This window comes from Lentzea nigeriaca (assembly GCF_016907955.1).
GTDB classification, from domain to species: domain Bacteria; phylum Actinomycetota; class Actinomycetes; order Mycobacteriales; family Pseudonocardiaceae; genus Lentzea; species Lentzea nigeriaca.
Genome location: NZ_JAFBCX010000028.1, coordinates 38,963 through 57,761 on the forward strand (window position 1 = coordinate 38,963; position 18,799 = coordinate 57,761).

22 protein-coding genes are annotated in these 18,799 nt (G+C 69.9%); 18 read left to right on the forward strand and 4 right to left on the reverse strand.

Annotation, left to right across the window (positions count from 1 at the left end; translation table 11 throughout):
• Positions 1-40 precede the first annotated feature (40 nt).
• From JOD27_RS42980 to JOD27_RS43005, 6 genes are all read left to right on the forward strand, one after another.
• Positions 41-496: a VOC family protein gene (locus JOD27_RS42980; RefSeq protein ID WP_307830652.1), complete on the forward strand. Its 456-nt coding sequence runs from the start codon at positions 41-43 to the stop codon at positions 494-496.
• Positions 496-1,836, forward strand: coding sequence for a dihydrolipoyl dehydrogenase family protein (locus JOD27_RS42985; protein ID WP_204768156.1), 1,341 nt, complete (start codon positions 496-498; stop codon positions 1,834-1,836). Before JOD27_RS42980 ends, JOD27_RS42985 begins: the two co-directional genes overlap by 1 nt.
• Complete coding sequence (locus tag JOD27_RS42990) at positions 1,833-2,429, forward strand: VOC family protein (RefSeq protein WP_307830653.1); 597 nt, start codon at positions 1,833-1,835, stop codon at positions 2,427-2,429. The genes JOD27_RS42985 and JOD27_RS42990 overlap by 4 nt, the downstream gene beginning before the upstream one ends.
• Positions 2,430-2,540: 111 nt before the next feature.
• Complete coding sequence (locus JOD27_RS42995) at positions 2,541-2,720, forward strand: alcohol dehydrogenase catalytic domain-containing protein (protein WP_204768157.1); 180 nt, start codon at positions 2,541-2,543, stop codon at positions 2,718-2,720.
• A 244-nt stretch (positions 2,721-2,964) separates the two neighbouring features.
• Positions 2,965-4,446, forward strand: a complete 1,482-nt coding sequence (locus JOD27_RS43000) for a carboxylesterase/lipase family protein (RefSeq protein WP_204768158.1) — start codon at positions 2,965-2,967, stop codon at positions 4,444-4,446.
• Positions 4,447-4,573: 127 nt separating this feature from the next.
• Positions 4,574-4,990 carry a tetratricopeptide repeat protein gene (locus tag JOD27_RS43005; RefSeq protein ID WP_204768159.1) on the forward strand — a complete coding sequence of 139 codons (417 nt, stop codon included), beginning with the start codon at positions 4,574-4,576 and terminating at the stop codon, positions 4,988-4,990.
• On the opposite strand, the gene JOD27_RS43010 is transcribed toward JOD27_RS43005, so the two are convergent.
• On the reverse strand, positions 4,976-6,595 hold the full coding sequence (locus JOD27_RS43010) for an SDR family oxidoreductase (protein ID WP_307830655.1): 1,620 nt from the start codon (positions 6,593-6,595) through the stop codon (positions 4,976-4,978). The two genes, JOD27_RS43005 and JOD27_RS43010, sit on opposite strands and share 15 nt — an antisense overlap.
• A 402-nt stretch (positions 6,596-6,997) precedes the next feature.
• Here JOD27_RS43010 and JOD27_RS43015 point away from each other — a divergent pair, with 402 nt between their 5' ends.
• Entirely contained in the window at positions 6,998-7,609 is a 612-nt protein-coding gene (locus tag JOD27_RS43015) for a TetR/AcrR family transcriptional regulator (RefSeq protein WP_204768160.1), read from the forward strand.
• Positions 7,610-7,618: 9 nt separating this feature from the next.
• On the opposite strand, the gene JOD27_RS43020 is transcribed toward JOD27_RS43015, so the two are convergent.
• Both JOD27_RS43020 and JOD27_RS43025 read right to left on the reverse strand, forming a co-directional pair.
• A complete protein-coding gene (locus tag JOD27_RS43020; protein WP_204768161.1) occupies positions 7,619-8,566 on the reverse strand; it encodes a class I SAM-dependent methyltransferase in 948 nt (315 codons plus the stop codon).
• Between the two features lie 296 nt (positions 8,567-8,862).
• Positions 8,863-9,702: a GDSL-type esterase/lipase family protein gene (locus JOD27_RS43025; RefSeq protein WP_204768162.1), complete on the reverse strand. Its 840-nt coding sequence runs from the start codon at positions 9,700-9,702 to the stop codon at positions 8,863-8,865.
• Positions 9,703-9,831: 129 nt separating this feature from the next.
• On the opposite strand from JOD27_RS43025, the gene JOD27_RS43030 reads away from it, so the two are divergent.
• Positions 9,832-10,401, forward strand: a complete 570-nt coding sequence (locus tag JOD27_RS43030) for a P-loop nucleotide/nucleoside kinase family protein (protein WP_204768163.1) — start codon at positions 9,832-9,834, stop codon at positions 10,399-10,401.
• Between the two features lie 35 nt (positions 10,402-10,436).
• Here the strand turns inward: JOD27_RS43030 and JOD27_RS43035 are convergent, their stop codons facing one another.
• Positions 10,437-10,850, reverse strand: a complete 414-nt coding sequence (locus tag JOD27_RS43035; protein ID WP_307830656.1) for a ribonuclease domain-containing protein — start codon at positions 10,848-10,850, stop codon at positions 10,437-10,439.
• 372 nt (positions 10,851-11,222) lie between these two features.
• Between JOD27_RS43035 and JOD27_RS43040 the strand changes: the two genes are divergently transcribed.
• From JOD27_RS43040 to JOD27_RS43085, 10 genes are all read left to right on the forward strand, one after another.
• The gene (locus JOD27_RS43040; protein ID WP_204768164.1) at positions 11,223-11,915 is read left to right on the forward strand and encodes a cellulose binding domain-containing protein; all 693 of its coding nucleotides are present in this window, start codon (positions 11,223-11,225) and stop codon (positions 11,913-11,915) included.
• 24 nt (positions 11,916-11,939) lie between these two features.
• Positions 11,940-12,719, forward strand: a complete 780-nt coding sequence (pcaH, locus tag JOD27_RS43045) for a protocatechuate 3,4-dioxygenase subunit beta (RefSeq protein ID WP_204768165.1) — start codon at positions 11,940-11,942, stop codon at positions 12,717-12,719.
• On the forward strand, positions 12,712-13,203 hold the full coding sequence (locus JOD27_RS43050; protein ID WP_204768166.1) for a peptidase associated/transthyretin-like domain-containing protein: 492 nt from the start codon (positions 12,712-12,714) through the stop codon (positions 13,201-13,203). Before pcaH ends, JOD27_RS43050 begins: the two co-directional genes overlap by 8 nt.
• 2 nt (positions 13,204-13,205) lie before the next feature.
• The gene (locus tag JOD27_RS43055) at positions 13,206-14,321 is read left to right on the forward strand and encodes a lyase family protein (RefSeq protein ID WP_307830657.1); all 1,116 of its coding nucleotides are present in this window, start codon (positions 13,206-13,208) and stop codon (positions 14,319-14,321) included.
• A complete protein-coding gene (locus JOD27_RS43060; protein ID WP_204768167.1) occupies positions 14,318-15,061 on the forward strand; it encodes an alpha/beta fold hydrolase in 744 nt (247 codons plus the stop codon). The genes JOD27_RS43055 and JOD27_RS43060 overlap by 4 nt, the downstream gene beginning before the upstream one ends.
• Positions 15,058-15,399 carry a carboxymuconolactone decarboxylase family protein gene (locus tag JOD27_RS43065; protein ID WP_239571593.1) on the forward strand — a complete coding sequence of 114 codons (342 nt, stop codon included), beginning with the start codon at positions 15,058-15,060 and terminating at the stop codon, positions 15,397-15,399. Before JOD27_RS43060 ends, JOD27_RS43065 begins: the two co-directional genes overlap by 4 nt.
• Entirely contained in the window at positions 15,396-16,040 is a 645-nt protein-coding gene (locus tag JOD27_RS43070) for a 3-oxoacid CoA-transferase subunit A (RefSeq protein WP_204768169.1), read from the forward strand. The genes JOD27_RS43065 and JOD27_RS43070 overlap by 4 nt, the downstream gene beginning before the upstream one ends.
• Positions 16,037-16,672 carry a 3-oxoacid CoA-transferase subunit B gene (locus JOD27_RS43075; protein ID WP_204768170.1) on the forward strand — a complete coding sequence of 212 codons (636 nt, stop codon included), beginning with the start codon at positions 16,037-16,039 and terminating at the stop codon, positions 16,670-16,672. The genes JOD27_RS43070 and JOD27_RS43075 overlap by 4 nt, the downstream gene beginning before the upstream one ends.
• A complete protein-coding gene (locus tag JOD27_RS43080; RefSeq protein ID WP_204768171.1) occupies positions 16,669-17,859 on the forward strand; it encodes a 4-hydroxybenzoate 3-monooxygenase in 1,191 nt (396 codons plus the stop codon). Before JOD27_RS43075 ends, JOD27_RS43080 begins: the two co-directional genes overlap by 4 nt.
• Before the next feature lie 70 nt (positions 17,860-17,929).
• A complete protein-coding gene (locus JOD27_RS43085) occupies positions 17,930-18,799 on the forward strand; it encodes an ABC transporter ATP-binding protein (RefSeq protein ID WP_204768172.1) in 870 nt (289 codons plus the stop codon).

Genomic DNA, 18,799 nt, shown 5'->3' on the forward strand with positions numbered 1-18,799 from the left:
CCCTGGCCGGAGCAATCTCGAGTCATCGACAACGAGGGAGATGAACGAGATGGACTTCAAGCTCGAGGTGGCGGTCCTCCCGGTGGCGGACGTGGACCGCGCCCAGCACTTCTACAAGACCCTGGGCTGGCGCCTCGACGCCGACTTCACCGCGGAGGACGGCCTGCGCGTCGTGCAGCTCACCCCGCCCGGATCGGGCGCGTCGGTGATCTTCGGCAGCGGCATCACCGACGCCGAGCCGGGCAGCGCGCAGGGCCTCTACCTGATCGTCGACGACGTCGTGGCCGCCCGCGAGGAACTGGCGAGCCAAGGCGTGCGGATCAGCGAGGTCTTCCACGACAAGGGCGGCGTCTTCCACCACGCGGGCACCACCGCGCGGGTCGAGGGACCCGACCCGGAGCGCCGCAGCTACTCCTCGTACGCCTCGTTCAGTGACCCTGACGGCAACGGCTGGGTGCTGCAGGAGGTCACGACTCGCCTTCCTGGACGGGTGTGATGAACTCCTACGACGTCATCGTCATCGGCGGCGGTTCACCCGGAGAGCACTTCGCCGCCGCCGTCGCCGACGGAGGACCGCGGGTCGCGATCGTCGAGCGGGAGCTGCTCGGTGGTGAGTGCTCGTTCTGGGCGTGCATCCCGTCCAAGACGCTGCTGCGGCCGGGCGAGGCCGTGGCTGCCGCACGGGACGTTCCCGGTGCCCGGCAGGCCATCACCGGCGAGATCGACGCCAAGGCGGCGCTGGAGTGGCGTGACTTCATGGTGTCGTCCTACGACGACGCGGGCGGCGAGAAGTGGGCCCGCGACGCCGGCATCGACGTGCTGCGCGGCACCGGCCGGATCGCCGGGCCGCACCGGGTCGCGGTGGGCGACCAGATCCACACGACCGACCACATCGTGGTGGCCACGGGTTCGGAGGCGTTCATCCCGCCGATCCCCGGTCTGCGCGAGCTGGACGTGTGGACGAACCGCGAGGCCACCGGCGTCGAGGAGATCCCCGGCAGGCTGCTGATCCTCGGCGGCGGACCGGTGGGTGTCGAGATGGCGCAGGCGTTCCGGCGGCTCGGTTCCGAGGTCGCCCTGGTCGAGGGCGCCGACCGGCTGCTGCCGCGGGAACCGGAGTCGGTCGGCCGCGCGCTCGGCGAGGTACTGACCGCGGACGGCGTCGAACTGCACCTCGGCGCGCACGCCACCGCGGCCCGGTTCGAGGACGACGAGTACGTGCTCGACCTCCCGGAGGGCACGCGGTTGCGCGGCGACAAGCTCCTCGTGGCCACCGGCAGGCGCCCTCGGGTCGAGGGCATCGGGCTCGAAACCGTTGGTGTCGAACCGAATCCGCACGGCATCGGCACGGACGCCACGATGAACTTCGGCCCAGGCCTGTGGGCTGTCGGCGACGTGACCGGCCAGTGGAACCTGACCCACGTCGGCAAGTACCAGGGCCGCGTCGCCGCCGCGAACATCCTCGGCCACGACGCCCAGGTCGACTACGACGCCGTGCCGCGGGTCGTGTTCACCGACCCGCAGGTCGCCGCAGTTGGTGCGGCAGAAGGAAAGTACACCGCAACGGCCTACCTGTCCGGCGTCGCGCGCACGGCCACCCACACCCGTGAGTACGCCACGCGGCCCGGCTTCCTGACCCTCGTCTCCGACGGCGAAGTCCTCACGGGCGCCCACGCCATCGGTCCCGAGGCGGGCGAGTGGCTCCAGCAGGCCACCCTCGCGATCCGCGCGAAGGTCCCGCTGTCCGTGCTGCTCGACGTCATCCAACCGTTCCCCACCTTCTCCGAGGCGTTCCTCAACGCCCTCCGCGATCTGGCAAAGGAAGCAGCGAAGTGAAGAAGCTCGAAGAGATCGACATGAAGCTCGAGGTCACCGTCATCCCCGTCACGGATGTCGAGCGCGCCAAGGAGTTCTACAGCCGCCTCGGCTGGAGGCTCGACGTGACACCGCCGTGGGTCGTGCAGTTCACCCCGCGCGGCTCGAACACGTCCATCCACTTCGGCGAGGGCGTCACGACCGCGGAACCCGGTTCAGGACGGCACTTCCTGATCGTCTCGGACATCGTGGAGACGCACGAGGCCCTGCTCGCCGCAGGGATCAAGGTCGGCCCGCTCTACCACGGCGGCCCGGACGGCCCGGTCGAGGGCGCCGACCCCGAGCGCCGCAGCTACTTCACCCGCGCCGAGTTCGCCGACCCGGACGGCAACACGTGGATCCTGCAGGAGGTGACCACCCGCCTGCCAGGCCGGGTCGACGCCGACGACACGTCCTACGGGTCGATCGCGGACCTCGCGTCGGCGTTGCGCCGGGCGGCTCTGGCCCACGGTGAGCACGAGAAGCGCACCGGCGGGGAGTACGACGAGAACTGGCCCGACTGGTACGCCGAGTACATGGTCAAGGAGCAGACGGGCGACGAGCTGCCGCTCTAGGCCACGGATGTCACACAGAACAAGCGCTGCGCGGAACGCCGGGGAACTGGCGTTCCGCGCGCTTTGTGCTGCTACCAGGGGTCGTGTGCTGGAGCTTCGAGAGGTCGAACGGTGCCGGGCGCCGGTGCGGTGCTCGTGCGGGTGCGGGCGTCGTCGGTCAACGCCGCCGACTGGCACGTCATGCGGGGCGACCCGTACTTCGCGCGGCTGTTCCTGGGGCTGCGCGCGCCGAAGACGCGGATGCGCGGTCTCGACTTCGCGGGGGTTGTCGAGGCGGTCGGCCCTGGGTGAACGGGCTCGTGCAGGTCGGGGACGAGGTGTTCGGCGAGGTCGAGGGGACCTTCGCCGAGTACGTGTGCGTGTCGCAGGATCGGGTGGCGCACAAGCCGTGGAACCTGACGTTCGAGCAGACGGCGACGCTGACGGACGCGCCCCATGCGATCCGGCATGTCGAGCACGCGCGGGCGAAGGTCGTGGTCACCGCCTGGGCGGAAATTCCGTGGCGCGGCCGGGGCCGAACGACCACTATCCGCGCATGGTCGAGGTTCGAGTCAGTGGCGGAATGGTTCGGGGCGCTATGGAATCGGGCGTCGCGGTGTTCCGCGGTATCCCGTTCGCCGCGCCTCCGGTGGGTGCTTTGCGTTTCGCCGCACCTCAACCCGCGCCCGAGTGGAAGGGCGTGCGGGAGGCACTGGCGTTCGGACCGCCGCCACCGCAGCCCGGCATCTTCGGCATGGACCGGATGGGGGCCGAGGGCGACGACTGGCTCACCGTGAACGTCTGGTCGCCGGACGTCGCCGCACAGCTTCCCGTCATGGTGTGGATCCAGGGCGGCGCCTACGTGTTCGGCACGTCCGGCCTGCCCGAGTACGACGGCACGCGCCTCGCCGAGGACGGCGTGGTGGTCGTGACGTTCAACTACCGCGTCGGCATCGAGGGTTTCGCGCACGTCGAGGGCGTGCCGCCGAACCGGGGCCTGCTGGACCAGGTCGCCGCGCTGGAATGGGTGCGCGACAACATCAGCGCGTTCGGTGGCGATCCCGGTCACGTCACGATCTTCGGCGAGTCCGCGGGTGGTGGCTCTGTCGCCGCGCTGCTGGCGATGCCGCGTGCGGCAGGGCTCTTCCACCGCGCGATCGCGTGCAGCGTGCCCGGCCCGTTCTTCACGCCGGAGCTGGCCGCGGACGTCGCGACCGCCTGCGCGGCCGAACTCGGCCTGACGCCGGCCGAACTGTCCACTGTGGAGCCCGAGCTGCTGGCGTCCGTGAGCGACGAGATCCTGGCCAAGATCGGGCAGTTCACCGGGCGGTGGGGACAGGCGGCGCACAAGCAGGTCCCGTTCGCGCCCGTCGTCGACGGCGACGTTCTGCCGGTCACGCCCTGGGAGGCGGTCGCCGCCGGTGCGGCGAAGGACATCGAGCTGATCGTCGGGCACACGCGCCACGAGCAGCGCATCCTCACCATGATCGACGGCAACCTCGGCGAGGTGACCGACGAGCAGGCGGCCACCGCGCTGGACATCTTCGCGCCCGGCCAGGACGGCGCGCGCCGCTACCGCGAGAGCTTCCCGGACGCGGGCCCGGACGAGCTGTACGAGCTGGTCTGCTCGGACTGGCTCTTCCGGATGCCGTCGTTGCGGCTGGCGGAGGCGCAGGTCGCGGCCGGCGGCAGGGCCCACGTGTACGTGCTGGCCTGGCCCGCGCCCGGGATGGGTGGTGTGCTGGGCGCGTGCCACGGGCTGGACGTGCCGCTGATGTTCGGCAACCTCGACCGCGGTCAGCCCGCGATGCTGATCGGTGACGTGACACCGGAAGCGCTGGAGCTGTCGGACCGCATCCGTGGCGCGTGGACGGCGTTCGCGACGAGTGGTGATCCCGGCTGGCCCGCCTACTCCGCCGATCGACTGACGCGCGTCTTCGACGCCGAGGACGAGGTGACCACGTACCCGGAGGAGGAGTCCCGGCTGATCTGGCAGAACCACCGGTTCGTGCCTATTTCCGCTGATCTGCGAAGTTGATCTGCCTGTTGGCGCTAGTTGCGGCAATAGGAGACGGACCGGCCGATCATGCGGGACGAGGCCTGGTAGCGACGCGCGGGAATACCTCCTGCCCGGCGACGTTGCAGACGTCCGGAAGGGAGGTTCGATGAGGGACAACTTCACCGAGTACCAGCCGAATGGCGAGGTAGCGGCCGACCGCTGGGTCACCGCGACGCACCTGTTCGACACCGATCACGCCGAGACGACAGCCGAGCGGTGGGAACGCGCACAACTGCTGTTCGAGGCCAAGGACTACACCAGGGCCGCGCAGCTGCTGGCCGGGATCGTCGAGGAAGTGCCGTTCCAGACGGACCTCTGCCTGCTGCTCGCCCGCGCCTACTACCACTCGGCGCAGCTGGGCAAGGCCGAGGCGCAGCTCCGCGTGATCGTGGACCGCGACCCGGTCGAGCACTACGCGCACCTGCTGCTCGGGCGCACGCTGGAGCGGCAGGGCCGGCCGGAGGAGGCCGCGCCGTGGCTCCGGCTCGCCGCCGCGTTCGGCGGGGAGCTAGCCGACGTCTAGTTTGGCGAACGCGCGCAACAGGCCCGGCGCGGCACGGCTGGCGAGTCGTGCGGCCTTGGCCTCGGCCGTCACCGGCACCACGGGACGGTTGCGGCGCACCGCGCGCACGATCTCGCGCGCCACGCCCTCGGGCCCGAAACCGCGGCGGGCGTAGACGCGGGCCGCGCGGGCCTGCTTGCGGCTCTGCTCCTCGGCGCTCACGCCGGAGAACGTCGTGGTGGCCGTGATGTTCGTGTTCACCAGGCCGGGGCAGACTGCGCTGACGCCGATGGCGTGCGGTGCGAGCTCGGCCCGCAGGCAGTCCGACAGCATGAACACCGCGGCCTTGCTGGTCGCGTACGCGGAGAGGATCTTCGACGGCGTGTAGGCCGCCGCCGAGGACAGGTTCACGATGTGACCGCCCTCTCCGCGTTCGACCATCAGCTCACCGAACGCGCGGCAGCCGTGCACCACGCCCCACAGGTTGACGTCCAGCACCCGTTGCCACTGCTCGGTCGACGTGGACAGGAACGACCCGGAGTGCCCGATGCCGGCGTTGTTCACGATCACATCCGGCACGCCGTGCTCGTCGGCGACCTGGCGTGACCAGGCCCTCACCGCCTCCTCGTCGCGCACGTCGACCTCGTAGGCGTGGCCGTCGATCATCTCCGCGGTCTCCTTGGCCGCCGCGAGGTCCACATCGGACACCAGGACCTTCGCGCCGGTCTCGGCGAACGCCACCGCGGTGGCCCTGCCGATGCCGCTGCCGCCACCGGTGATCACGACGAGCTCACGCGGGGGAGCGGGGTTCGTGATGAACTCGCTGATCATCCGGGCGAGCGGCTCCGGGTGGCTGAGCGGCGCCCAGTGCCCCGCCGCGATCCTGCGCCTGCGCAGCGACGGTACCCAGTGCTCCAGGTCGAGGGGCCCGGTCTGGATGTAGCGGTCGCGGGTCGGCTGGATCACCTGCACCGGCATGGGGGCGATGCGCTGCCGCGGCGCACGCATGACCCGCCGGATGTTGGCCCGGTACAACGAGATTCCGCGCACCGCGTCCCTGGAGATCGTGCTCGCCGGCGTGACCTTGACGCCCTCGAGCCTCCTGAGCACGCCTCCCCAGCGCGGGCCGAGATAGAGGCGCCAGAACAGCGGCGCCACGACCGGCAGGTGGAACGCACCGATGTACCAGGACCTCAGGAACTGGCGGAGGTGAGCGATCGACAAGCGTTTGCGCGACCAGTGGCCCATGTGGTCGAGGCACGGGCCGGAGATCGAGGTGAACGTGGCGATCCGCGCTCCCGGCTCGGTCACCGCCTCCCACGACTGGATCGAGCCACAGTCGTGGCCGACCAGGTGCACGGGTTCGTCCGGGCTGACCGCGTCGATCACGGCGAACAGGTCCCTCGCCAGGTGTTCGAGCCGGTAACCGTCCTCAGTGGACGGCGGCGTCGACCCGCCGGCGCCGCGCACGTCGTAGGTGACGACCCGGAAGTCCTTCTCCAGGATCGCCGCGACCCGGTCCCACACGGCGTGCGTGTCGGGATAGCCGTGCACGAGCACGACCGTCGGCCCGCTCGTGCCGCGCACCTGGACGGCGAGTTCGACTTCTCCGGAGCGCACGTTCACAGTTCCTCCACCACGAGCCGGTCACCGGTAGGCCTGTCCACGCAGATCCGCACGCCGCCGACCTCGCACGTGCCGCAGAACCCCTGCCGGCACGAGTAGGCGACCGACGGCCCGGAAGTCCCTGATCACGTCCAGCGCCGACCGGTCGGCGGGCACGTGCAGGGATACCCCGCTGCGCCGGAGTTCCACCGTGAACGGCCCGAGGGCGAGCGGTGGTTCGGGCGGACGTTCCAGCAGGCCGTGCCGTTGATCAGCGACGTCACGTTGCGCGAGGACGCAGCAGGTGGAGAACGCACGTCACGAAGCGGCGGGACGAGGTTGTCCGGCTCCATCACGTACCTCCGCCAATTACTACGCCCGCGTAGCTTTGTGAAAGCTACGCCACCGTAGCAATATGGACCCGTGAGCACAACGCGCCGGAAGTACGCCCGCCGCCTGCCACCCGACCGGCGCCGCGAGCAGCTGCTGGACGCCGCCCTGAGCCTGATTCCGGCCGGCTTCGACACGGTGACGATGGAATCCGTCGCCAAGCAGGCCGCCGTGACCAAACCTGTCCTCTACGACCTCTTCGCCAACCGGGCCGAACTGATCAGCGCCCTGCTGGAACGTGAGGCGGCCCGTGCGACCGAGCAGGTCCTGGCCGCCCTCCCGACCGACTTCGCGACCCGCTCACCGGACGACGCGTTCGCCGACGCGGTCCGCGCCTTCGTGAACGCGGTCGTGGAGGCTCCCGACCGCTGGCGGCTCGTGCTGCTGCCGCCGGAGGGCACGCCGCGCGAGTTCCGGGCGCAGGTCGAGCTGGTGCGCGCCGGGGTGCTCGCTCAGATCGAGGACCTGGCGGCGCTGGGGTTGAAGGAGCTGGGAGGGCTCGACGACCTCGACTCGGCGCTGCTGGGCCACGCGATGCTCGCGCTCGCCGAGATGTCCGGTCGTCTCGTGCTGACCGATCCGGAGAGGTTCACGCCTGACCGGCTGGTGGCGTTCGTGACCCGCATCGCGCACGGCCTGCGGTGATGTGAGCGTTCACACCCGCACGTGCGTGAGTAACGCCAGACCCGTCGGATCGACACCGACCGACACGTTGCGTCCCGGCAGCAGGGCGCGCACGGCCGCTTCGTCGCGCTCGATCAGCGACCACTCCATCAGGAACTCGAGCGGCCACCGGAACGGGTTTCCCACGCCGGTGCAGGAGAAGTAGAACGTGCTGCCCGGATGGCACAGCCTGGTCAGCACGGCCTCGGTGAGGCGGACGGCCGCGCGGTCGTTGAGGTAGTCGTACAGGCCGTTCACCAGGACGAGGTCGAACGGCCCGAGCTCGGCCAGCTGGCCGAGCGCGCGGAAGACGTTGCCGGGCACGACGGTGGTGAAGTCGTTCAACAGGCCGAGGCGTTTCTGGGCCAGGGACAACGCGTCCGGGTCGACGTCGGTGAGCACGAACCTGTCGCCGGGCCGCACGATGCCCGGCGGGATGAGGCGCAGGTCGGGGGCGGCCGCGGAGGCGATCAGCAGCACCGAGCGCGGGCCGTTGCGCCGCGCGGTGAGCACGTCGCTGATCAGCCGGGTCTGGTGCATCACCCGGTTGCGCAGCTGGTGGGTGATCGCCGAGTTCTGCAGGCTGGCCTCGACGTGCCAGGCGAGCGTGCCCGGCGTGGCGCCGTTGGCCTGCGCCATCACGTGCTCGACCAGCTGGTGGTCGCCGGGGTAGCCGCGGGCCCATTCCTGTTCGCTGCGCATGAAAGGTGAACGTGCGCAGGCGGACCTGGCCGGCTGGACGATCGCGGCGATGTCCTCGTCCGGCACGCCCGCGAGCACGCTGGCGCCGATCTGTGTGCCGAGGGTGCGGAAGCGGCCGCCGACCAGCATCTGCGTCGCGGGATCGGTGAGGTTGAACTCCTTCTCACTGCGCAGGAAGCCGTCGACGGCGTCGCTGAGCCGGTGCAGGGCGTCCATGCTTTGCGGGAGCACTGTCATCGAACACTTCCTCGCTGCGGCAACGGTTCCAGAGCCTGACAGGCGATGCGGCCCGCCGACAGAGTCTTTCGGGTAATACGGCGCCAACCCCGTAAGCAGTTCACGGGATGTCCTCGTAGTGGGGAAGGAGTGTTGGCGCGAACTCTGGGGCGGAGGCGCTCACGAACGCGGTCGAGCACTCGCAGGCCCGCGTGAGGTGGCGATCGCGGGCGCTTGCGCGGATGGAGTGGGCACAGTCGATGTGAGCGATACAGGATCGGCGGCGCGACCGGGCGGGACGCCGGTGCGGGCGGTGTTCAGCGACCCGCCGCGGTGACGGCCTCCGCGATCGCCTGGTGACCCGCGGGCGTCGGGTGCACGTCGCTGCGGTCGCAGAAGTAGGTGAGCGTGCACACCTGGGCGACCGAGGCCGGGATCTGGCCGTACTTCGGGTCCTGGGTCAGGTCCGTGAGCGCGCCGTAGCCGCCGGTCGTGTTGGTGACGTCGGCGAACTTCGCGCCGGCCTTGGCGTACTCGGCGGCGATCGTGGTGTTGAAGTCCTGGAACATCGACACCGACAGGCGGGCGATGTTCTTGCCGTTCGGGATGGACGGGTTCACCCACGCGCCGAGGAAGATGTCCGGGTAGGTGAGACCGACGATCTTCACGTCCGGCGCGACCGCGCGGAGCTTGGCGAGGGTGGCGGCGACGTTGGTCCTGATGCCCGCGACGGTCGTGGTCGCGCACTGCAGCGGATCCTGGGCGATCGCGCACGGCGCCAGGTCGTTGCCGCCGATCACGATGGTGACCAGGCTGGTCTTGGTGGTGCGCAGCGCGTCCACGGCCGCGTCGAGCTGGGTCTTGCCGCCCGCGTCCTGCCCGCACGCCGGTTTGGTGGCGAGGTCGGCGGACGTGGCGCCGTTGCACGCGAGGTTGACCAGCTTGAGGCCCGACTGCTTGGCGACGATCTGGGCGAAGCTCTCGCCGGCCCCGCCGGGTGCGAAGCCGGTGGCGTAGGAGTCGCCGATCGACACGTAGGTCTGCTGAGCGGGCGGGGTGCTCGACGTCGACCCAGGCGCCGGAGTGTGCGTGGGCGGAGTCGAGGTGCACGCGCCCAGCGCCGTCAACAACGCCACGACCAGCGCAAACCTGAGCACACCCGCTCCCTTTCGTCGACTTGACGTGCCGAGGCTACGAAACGTGCCGTGAGGCCTCTGTGTTAGCGGCGGATTGCTCCGAGAGCGAACAGCGATCACCGGAGACCCCGGTTGATGTTTGGGTGGGGCGTGACCGAGCATGCCTACACCAAGTACCTCGGCCTCACACCGACCACCGAGCGCCCCAGCGTGGCGATGGTCGCGGGCATCCCGGGCGCGGGCAAGAGCACACTCGCGGAGTCGCTCGCCCGCCACCTGAAGTCGCCGATCGTCTCGATGGACTGGCTGCTGGGCACGATGACGCCGTTCCGCGAGCTGAGCGACGAGACCGCGACAGCGCTGGTGGACCTGAACGTCGTCGCCTCGATCGCCCGGCACGTGCAACTCGGGATCGACGTGGTCGTCGACGTGGCCGGGCACACGCGTGAAGCGCGCGCACGTCTGCGTGAGGTCACCGAACGGCTCGGCGGTGTGTTCGTCGGGGTCGAGTGCGTCTGCTCGGACGAACGCCTGCACCGGGAACGGGTCGAAGGCCGGTCGCGGGGCATTCCTGGTTGGCACGCAACGGTTCCGTGGGCGCACGTCGAACGGATGCGCGGCCTGTGGGAGCCGTGGGAGGACGACCACCTGGTGCTCGACTCGGCCGTCGAGACCCCGGACAGCTCGCTCAAACGCGTCCTCGACGCGCTGGGAAGGTGACCGGCCGGGGCACGAGCCCCGGCCGGTCCGTCAGCTCAGAGGCGGTAGAAGTTCCGGTAGTGGTCCGGAGAGAAGTAGACGACACCGGTGGTGCGGTCGACGACGATCCGGTACGCGTCCCGGCGAGCGTTGCACGCGCGTGGGTAGACGTCGAACTCCTGGAAGGTGTGGTCGTCGCCCGGCAGCTGGCCGTCGCGGTTCTGGAAGAAGCCGCCCGAGAAGTTGCACTTCCCGTTGGGCCAGTCGTACCAGTCGCGCGAGCTCGGGTAGCCCATCGACGACCACGTCGAGTTGGCGGAGCGCGCCGCCGAGCAGCGGGACTGGGTACAGGAGTTGAACACGTCGGCGCTGGCGGCAGGGGCCATCGCGGTGGTCACGCCGAGCACGGAAGCGACGATGGCGAGCGCGGCGAGCAGGCGGCGCGCCCAGTGTGGTTGCAGGGATTGCACTTCAGACCTCCATCGGCAGGGAACCTGGATGTCGTGATCTTGTCTGTTGATCACCACGAGCCGGTGAACGGCAGAGAACCTCCCGCGAAACGGCTGTGGCCTCTTCACGTTCGCACAGTCGACGCGGTCGTGGGTGGTTTTGGATCAACCAGGGCTCTGAACGCCCGAGTTGATCAACTCCGAACAGCCGATTGCATGCCCTGCCACCGGGGATAGATTTGGTTTATGGCAGCACGGAAGCGCTTGGTGGTGCTGTTGGTCCTGTTCACCGCGGCGTGCACGACAGCATGTACGGCTGAGCAGGGCGGCAGGCCCTCGCCGGCACCACAAAGGTCTTCCTCCTCACCCGCCGAGGCGGGATCGTCCACAAAGGTGCGCGCCGTTCTCGACGGCCGCACCGTGGACCTCGCCGACGGCACCCGCGCGCGCATCTCGTTGCTCGCCGAGCCCTCCTCGTGCGCTGCCGCCGCCGCGCTGGAGTTCGCGACGAAGACGTTGCTGGACAAGGATGTTCGCGTGTCCAGCATCACCCCAGGTGAAGTCTCGCTGGTCCTGCCGGACGGCACCGACTTCGCGCTGCTGGCCGTCCGCAGCGGCATGATGCGGACCTCCGGGGTGGACGGTGGCCCGCTCACCGAGGCGGAGACCAAGGCGCAGCAGGCGAAGCTCGGGCTGTGGTCGCAGGACTGTCCAACGTCGACATCGCCACCTGCGCCGATCACGACCACTCCGCCTCCACCGGCGCCCCCTTGTGTCGTCGTGTACCGGGTCAACAGTGAATGGCCCGGCGCGTTCCAGGCCGAGGTGACGGTGCGCAACGTCAGCGGTGCGCTGATCAACGGCTGGACGCTGCGCTGGCGGTTCGCCGACGGGCAGACCGTGACGCAGCTGTGGAACGCCACGGTGTCCCAGTCCGGCGCGGACGTGACGGTCACCAACGCCGCCTACACCGCGTTGATCGTGCCCGACGGTTCGGTCTCGGTCGGCTTCAACGGCTCGGTGACCGGCCCCAACTCCGCTCCGGCCGCCTTCACCCTGAATGGTGCGCCCTGCACCACCGGCTGAGGGTCTTCCACTGAGTGGAAAACAATGGTCGACGGGAACCGGGGCACATCCCTAGCGTTCGATCGCGTGACGATCAGCCAGCACGAGATCAGCGACGAGATCGCGAAGATCCAGGCCGACTCACCGAAGGGTGCGCCGCTGCTGGACTTCCCGCCCTACCGCAGCAGCCTGCTGCGGCACCCGACCAAGGAGCTCCAGTTCGTCGACCCCGAGGGCGCCGAACTGCTCGCCCCGGTCTTCGGCCACTCGGACGTGGCGCCGATCGAGGCGGACCTGACGATCCAGCGCGGTGGCGAACCCATCGGCGAACGCATCCGCGTGCACGGCCGGGTGCTCGACGGCGACGGCCGCCCGGTGCGCCGCCAGCTCGTCGAGATCTGGCAGGCCAACGCCGCCGGCCGCTACACCCATCAGGGCGACCAGCACCCGGCGCCGCTGGACCCTCACTTCACCGGCGTCGGCCGGTGCCTGACCGACGACGACGGCTGGTACTCGTTCACGTCGATCAAGCCGGGCCCCTACCCGTGGCGCAACCACCACAACGCCTGGCGGCCCGCGCACATCCACTTCTCGTTGTTCGGCACCGACTTCACCCAAAGACTGATCACGCAGATGTACTTTCCCGGCGACCAGCTGCTCGCGCTCGACCCGATCGCCCAGTCGATCACCGATCCCGCCGCGCTGTCCCGGCTGATCGCCACCTACGACCACGAGCAGTCCGAGCACGAGTGGCTGCTCGGCTACCGCTGGGACATCGTGTTGACCGGCAGCCACGCGACCTACCTGGAGCCGTCCGATGACTGAAACCCCTGGCCAGACGGTCGGGCCGTTCTTCCACCACGCGCTCGCCTATCCGGGCGACTCCGAGCTGGTGCCCTTCGGGTCGGCCGGATCCGTGGTGTTGCACGGGTACGTCTACGACGGCGCCGGGAACGCGGTGCCGGACGCGATGATCGAGATCCGGCAGGCCGACGCGTCCGGCGTGGTGCCCGCCGTCGGTGGCTCGCTGCGGCGCGGCGGGGCCGCGTTCACGGGCTGGGGCCGGTCCTGCACCGACGCGGCCGGGCACTACTGGTTCAGCACGGTCGAGCCGGGGCTGCCGTTCTTCGCGGTGACGGTGTTCGCCCGCGGGCTGCTCGACCGGTTGTTCACGCGGATCTACCTGCCGGGTGCCGCGAACGCGGTGGACGGGCTGGTCGCCGCGCGCGAGGCGGACGGCCGGCTTCGGTTCGACATCCACCTGCAGGGGCCGTCCGAGACGGTGTTCCTCAAGTTCCCGCGGACCTGATCGTGCTGCCGGGTTCGTATCGCGCTGCCGGACTGGTGGAGGACGCCGCGCTGGTCAGGGCGATGCTGGACGTCGAGGTCGCGTGGGCGCGGGTGCTCGGCACCGAGGTCTCGCTCGGGTCCTGGGAGCCCTCGCTGGACCCGGTCGAGGTCGAGGCCGCGGGAAATCCGGTGTTGCCGCTGGTCTCGGCCTTGCGGGAACGGGTTTCCGGTCCAGTCCACACTGGACTCACCAGTCAGGACGTGCTGGACACGGCGTTGATGGTGCTGGCCCGCAGGGTGCTGGGCCGCGTCTCCGGGGATCTGCGACTGGCCGGCGCGGCGCTGGCCCGGCTGGCCGACGAGCACCGGTCGAGCGTGATGGCCGGGCGGACGCTCACGCAGTTCGCCGTGCCGATCACGTTCGGGCTGAAAGCCGCGCGCTGGCTGGTGGGGGTGCTGGACGCCCTCGACGAACTGGACGTGGTGTCGCGGAACCTGCCGGTGCAGTGCGGAGGTGCGGCGGGGACGCTGGCCAAGGCGGCGTCGGTGGTGGACCCGATCGCGGCGGCTTCGGCGTTCGCCGGCCACCTGGGACTCGTGTGGCCGGGCCTGCCTTGGCACACCTACCGCGCTCCGGTCACGCGGCTCGGCGACGCGTTGGTGCGTACGTGCGACACGCTCGGCGTCATGGCCGCGGATCTGCTCACGCTGGGACGCCCGGAGATCGGTGAGATCAGTGAGGGCTCGGTGGCCGGGCGGGGCGGGTCGTCGACCATGCCGCACAAGCGGAACCCGGTGTTGTCGGTGCTGGTGAACAGCGCCGCGCTGCAGGCTCCGCAGCTGGGATCCCAGCTGCACCTGTGTTCGGCGCGGGCCGTGGACGAGCGGCCTGATGGGGCTTGGCATGCGGAGTGGCCCGCCTTGCGCGCGTTGCTGGAGCTGACAGTCGTGGCGGCGTCGCAGGCGGCTGAACTGGTTGAGGGACTTGAGGTGCACTCGGACGTGATGGCGCGCAGGGCTGCAGAAGCCGCCGGTGAACTGCTGGCCGAGCGGGGTGGCGGCACGGATCCGGCTGCGTATCTCGGGGCAGCTGAGTCCTTTGTGGACGATGTGCTGAAGCGGTGGGAGGCCCGGTGACCGTCGAACTGACCCTGACGAGGCTTGCCGGTTCCGAGGACTCGGCACGGCTGCTGGTCGTCGGGCCTTCGCTGGGAACGTCCGTCGCGCTGCTGTGGCGGGACTGCGCGGCGGCGCTGAGCGGGTTCGAGGTGATCGGCTGGGATCTGCCCGGCCACGGCTCTGGCAAGCCTGCCACGGAGCCGTTCACCGTGCCTGACATCGCCGACGAGCTGACAAAGCGCATCGAAGCGCTGGCCGGTGGAAGGTCCGTCGCGTACGCCGGGGTGTCGTTCGGCGGTGCTGTCGGGTTCGAGCTGGCGACGCGCGGCGGGAGTCCGTTCGAGGTGGTCGTGTGCATCGGTGCGGCGCCGCGGATCGGCGAGCCGGCGATGTGGCGAGAGCGGGCGGCGCTGGTGCGCAGGGCCGGGACGCCGGTGATGGTCGAGGGTTCGGCGCAGCGGTGGTTCGCGCCGGGGTTCGTCGAGCGTGCGCCGCGGGTCGCGGGCACGTTGCTGCGGGCGTTGGCCGACACGGACAAGGAGTCGTACGCGTTGGCCTGTGAGGCGTTGGGCTTCTACCAGCCAGGCGAAGCGGTGAAGCCCGTGCGGGTGTTGGTGGGAGAGCACGACGTCGTGGTGTCGCCGGAGACAGCTGATCGGGTGCTCGTGGGATGTGGACATCTGCCGCCCGCCGAGGATCCGGCGGGCGTGGCGGCGGTGTTGATCGAGGAGATGCGGTGTCCTACGACGACGGCATGAAGGTTCGGCGTGAGGTGCTGGGTGACGCGCATGTGGACAGCGCGGCGCCGGACGAGTTCACGCGGGACTTCCAGGACTTCATCACGCGGTACGCGTGGGGCGAGATCTGGACGCGGCCGGGGCTGGACCGCCGGATGCGGAGTGCGGTCACGCTGACGGCACTGATCGCGCGAGGGCATTGGGAGGAGCTCGCGCTGCACGTGAAAGCCGCGCGGCGCAACGGGTTGAGCGTCGACGAGATCGGTGAGGTGATCCTGCAGAGCGCGATCTACTGCGGAGTGCCTTCCGCCAACCACGCGTTCTCGGTCGCGCGGCAGGCCCTGAAGGAGGAGGCGTGAACGCGCTGGAGGCCGTGGCGGACACGGCGGACGGCTCGACCGTGCTGATCGGCGGGTTCGGGCCTGCCGGTGAGCCGGTGCAGCTCATCGAGGCGCTGCTCGACAGCGGGGCGAAGGAGCTGACGGTGGTCAGTAACAACGCCGGGTCCGGTGAGACCGGAATCGCCGCCCTGATCAGGGAGAAGAGGGTGGTGAAGATCGTGTGTTCGTATCCGCGGCAGGTCGACTCGCGGCACTTCGACGAGGCGTACCGGGCCGGGCGGATCGAGCTGGACCTGGTGCCGCAGGGCAACCTCGCCGAACGGATCCGGGCAGGTGGCGCGGGCATCGGGGCGTTCTTCACGCCCACCGGGTACGGGACGATGCTGGCGGAGGGCAAGGAAACCCGCGTGATCGACGGCAAGGGGTACGTGCTGGAGTACCCGATCAAGGGCGACCTGGCGCTCGTCAGGGCACACCGGGCGGACCGGTTCGGCAACCTCGTCTACCGCAAGACGGGCCGGAACTTCGGACCGATCATGGCCGCCGCCGCGACGACGACCGTGGTGCAGGTGGAGGAGCTCGGGGAGATCGATCCCGAACACGTCGTGACGCCGAGCATCTACGTCGACCGGATCGTCCACATCGGACGTGCGGCATGATCGACCGGCAGACGCTCGCCAAGCTGGTGGCGGCGGACATCCCGGCAGGGGCGTTCGTGAATCTCGGCATCGGGCAGCCCACCGAGGTCGCCGACCACCTCGCGCCGGACAGCGGCGTGGTGCTGCACACCGAGAACGGCATGCTCGGGATGGGCCCGCAGGCGCACGGCGACGACGTCGACCTCGACCTGATCAACGCCGGCAAGATCCCCGTCACGGAACTGCCGGGGGCGTCGTACTTCCACCACGCCGACTCGTTCGCGATGATGCGCGGCGGCCACCTCGACGTGTGCGTGCTCGGCGCGTACCAGGTGTCGGCGCGGGGCGACCTCGCGAACTGGCACAGCGGGGCACCGGACGCCATCCCGGCCGTCGGCGGGGCGATGGACCTCGCGGTGGGCGCGAAGCAGGTGTTCGTGATGATGAACCTGCTGACCCGCGACGGAAAACCCAAGCTGCTGCCGGAGTGCACCTACCCGCTCACCGGACTGCGGTGCGTGAGTCGCGTCTACACCGACCTCGCGACCTTCCTGATCACCGAGAACGGTGTCGTCGTGCGCGATCTGCACGGCATCGCGTTCGCCGATCTCCAGTCGTTGCTGGACGTCCCGCTCATCGAGGAGCTGTCATGACGCGCACCCAGGTCGGCATCGTCGGCGCGGGACCCGCCGGGCTGATGCTGTCCCATCTGCTGTCGCTCAACGGAATCGACAGTGTCGTGGTCGACTGCCGCACGCGGCTGGAGATCGAGAACACCGTCCGCGCCGGCATTCTCGAGGCCGACAGCGCACGGTTGCTCGTCGACACCGGCGTGTCCGACCGCGTGCTGCGCGACGGACATCCGCACGAGGGCATCGACCTGCGGTTCGGCGGCGAGAGCCACCGCATCGACTTCCGCGCCCTGGTGGGCGAATCCGTGTGGCTGTACCCGCAGACCGACGTGTTCATGGACCTGGCCAACGCACGCGAACGCGACGGCGGCGACGTGCGGTTCGGCGTCAGCGACACGACGGTCGACATCGCCGAGCCCGCGATCCGGTTCACCGACAGCGACGGCGTCCGCCGGGAAGTGCGGTGCGATCTGCTCGTCGGCGCGGACGGATCCCGGTCGATCTGCCGCGCCGAAGTGCCGGAATCCGTGCGCACGCACAGCTTCCGCGAGTACCCGTTCGCCTGGTTCGGGATCATCACCGAGGCCCCGCGCAGCGCACCCGAGCTGGTCTACTCGCACTCGCCGCGCGGGTTCGCGTTGATCAGCCAGCGCACCGAGACCCACCAGCGCATGTACTTCCAGTGCGACCCGGAGACCGATGCCGAGTCGTGGTCCGCCGACCGGATCTGGGAGGAGCTGCAGGCACGGGTCGCGGGCCCCGACGGCTTCACGCTGAAGGAGGGGCCGATCACCGAGAAGATGGTGCTGCGTTTCCGGTCGTTCGTCGCGGAACCCATGCGCCACGGCCCTTTGCTGCTCGCCGGCGACGCCGCCCACACCGTGCCGCCGACCGGCGCGAAGGGGCTCAACCTGGCGCTGCAGGACGTCCGCGTGCTGGCCGAGATCATCGAACGCGCGCTGCTGAAGAACGACACCGACGCCCTCGACGAGTACGGGCCGCGTGCGCTGGACCGGGTGTGGAAGGCGCAGCACTTCTCGTACTGGATGACGACCATGCTGCACGCGCTGCCCGATGCGACCGACTTCGACGTGCGGCGGCAGCTCGGTGAGCTCGCGTCCGTGGTGGCGTCGGAGGCGGGGTCGCGGTTCCTGGCGGAGGGGTACACCGGCTGCTGGCCTGTGTCACAACGGAAGGTTAGGCCATAAGGAGTCCTCCGCGCGGATGATGCCCCGCGGCGGACGCGATCTTGAACGGCACCCGCCTAGCCTTCCTCCCATGTTGACTGTGAGGGGGATCAGCCGGAGCTTCGGCGACCACCGCGTCCTCGACGAGGTGAGTTTCGACGTGAAGCCCGGCAGGATGACCGGCTTCCTGGGGGCCAACGGATCCGGCAAGACGACGACGATGCGGATCGTGCTGGGGGTGCTCGCCGCGCACGGGGGTTCGGTGAGCTGGCAGGGGAAGCCGGTCACCGGGCAGAACCGGCCGCAGTTCGGGTACATGCCGGAAGAACGTGGCCTGTACCCGAAGATGAAGGTGCGCGAGCAGATCACGTGGCTCGGGCGGCTGCACGGCGTCGACCGGACGGTCGCGCAGCGCAACACCGACCAGCTGCTCGACGACCTGGAGCTGACCGACCGCGCGAACGACCGGCTGGAGCAGCTGTCGCTCGGCAACCAGCAGCGCGTGCAGATCGCGGCCGCGCTGGTGCACGACCCCGACGTGCTGATCCTGGACGAGCCGTTCTCCGGCCTCGACCCGATCGCCGTCGAGACCGTGCTCGACGTGCTGCGCAAGCGGGCCGCGAACGGCGTGCCGGTGCTGTTCTCCAGCCACCAGCTCGCGATCGTGGAACGGCTCTGCGACGACGTCGTGATCATCTCGAAAGGACGGATCGCGGCGAACGGATCACGCGAGGAACTGCGCAGGACCCACGCGGGAGATCGCTACGAGATCGTCGTCGCCGAGGACGCGGGCTGGATCCGCGATGTGCCCGGCACGACGCTCCTGGAGCTCGACGGGCCGCGCGCGGTGTTCGAGTCCGAACCCCAGCGGGTGCTCAAGGCCGCTTTGGAACGCGGCGAGGTCCGCTCCTTCACGCCGGTCGTCCCCACGCTCGACGAGATCTTCAAGGAAGTGATCTGA

Bases quoted from the DNA above. Each gene is read 5' to 3' on its own strand.
- JOD27_RS43080 (WP_204768171.1), top strand. From the start codon at position 16,669: ATGACGCGCACCCAGGTCGGCATCGTCGGCGCGGGACCCGCCGGGCTG.
- JOD27_RS43005 (WP_204768159.1), top strand. From the start codon at position 4,574: ATGAGGGACAACTTCACCGAGTACCAGCCGAATGGCGAGGTAGCGGCC.
- JOD27_RS43085 (WP_204768172.1), top strand. From the start codon at position 17,930: ATGTTGACTGTGAGGGGGATCAGCCGGAGCTTCGGCGACCACCGCGTC.
- JOD27_RS43065 (WP_239571593.1), top strand. From the start codon at position 15,058: ATGAAGGTTCGGCGTGAGGTGCTGGGTGACGCGCATGTGGACAGCGCG.
- JOD27_RS43075 (WP_204768170.1), top strand. From the start codon at position 16,037: ATGATCGACCGGCAGACGCTCGCCAAGCTGGTGGCGGCGGACATCCCG.
- JOD27_RS43050 (WP_204768166.1), top strand. From the start codon at position 12,712: ATGACTGAAACCCCTGGCCAGACGGTCGGGCCGTTCTTCCACCACGCG.
- pcaH (WP_204768165.1), top strand. From the start codon at position 11,940: ATGGTCGACGGGAACCGGGGCACATCCCTAGCGTTCGATCGCGTGACG.
- JOD27_RS43020 (WP_204768161.1), bottom strand. From the start codon at position 8,566: ATGACAGTGCTCCCGCAAAGCATGGACGCCCTGCACCGGCTCAGCGAC.
- JOD27_RS42980 (WP_307830652.1), top strand. From the start codon at position 41: ATGAACGAGATGGACTTCAAGCTCGAGGTGGCGGTCCTCCCGGTGGCG.
- JOD27_RS42985 (WP_204768156.1), top strand. From the start codon at position 496: ATGAACTCCTACGACGTCATCGTCATCGGCGGCGGTTCACCCGGAGAG.
- JOD27_RS43000 (WP_204768158.1), top strand. From the start codon at position 2,965: ATGGTCGAGGTTCGAGTCAGTGGCGGAATGGTTCGGGGCGCTATGGAA.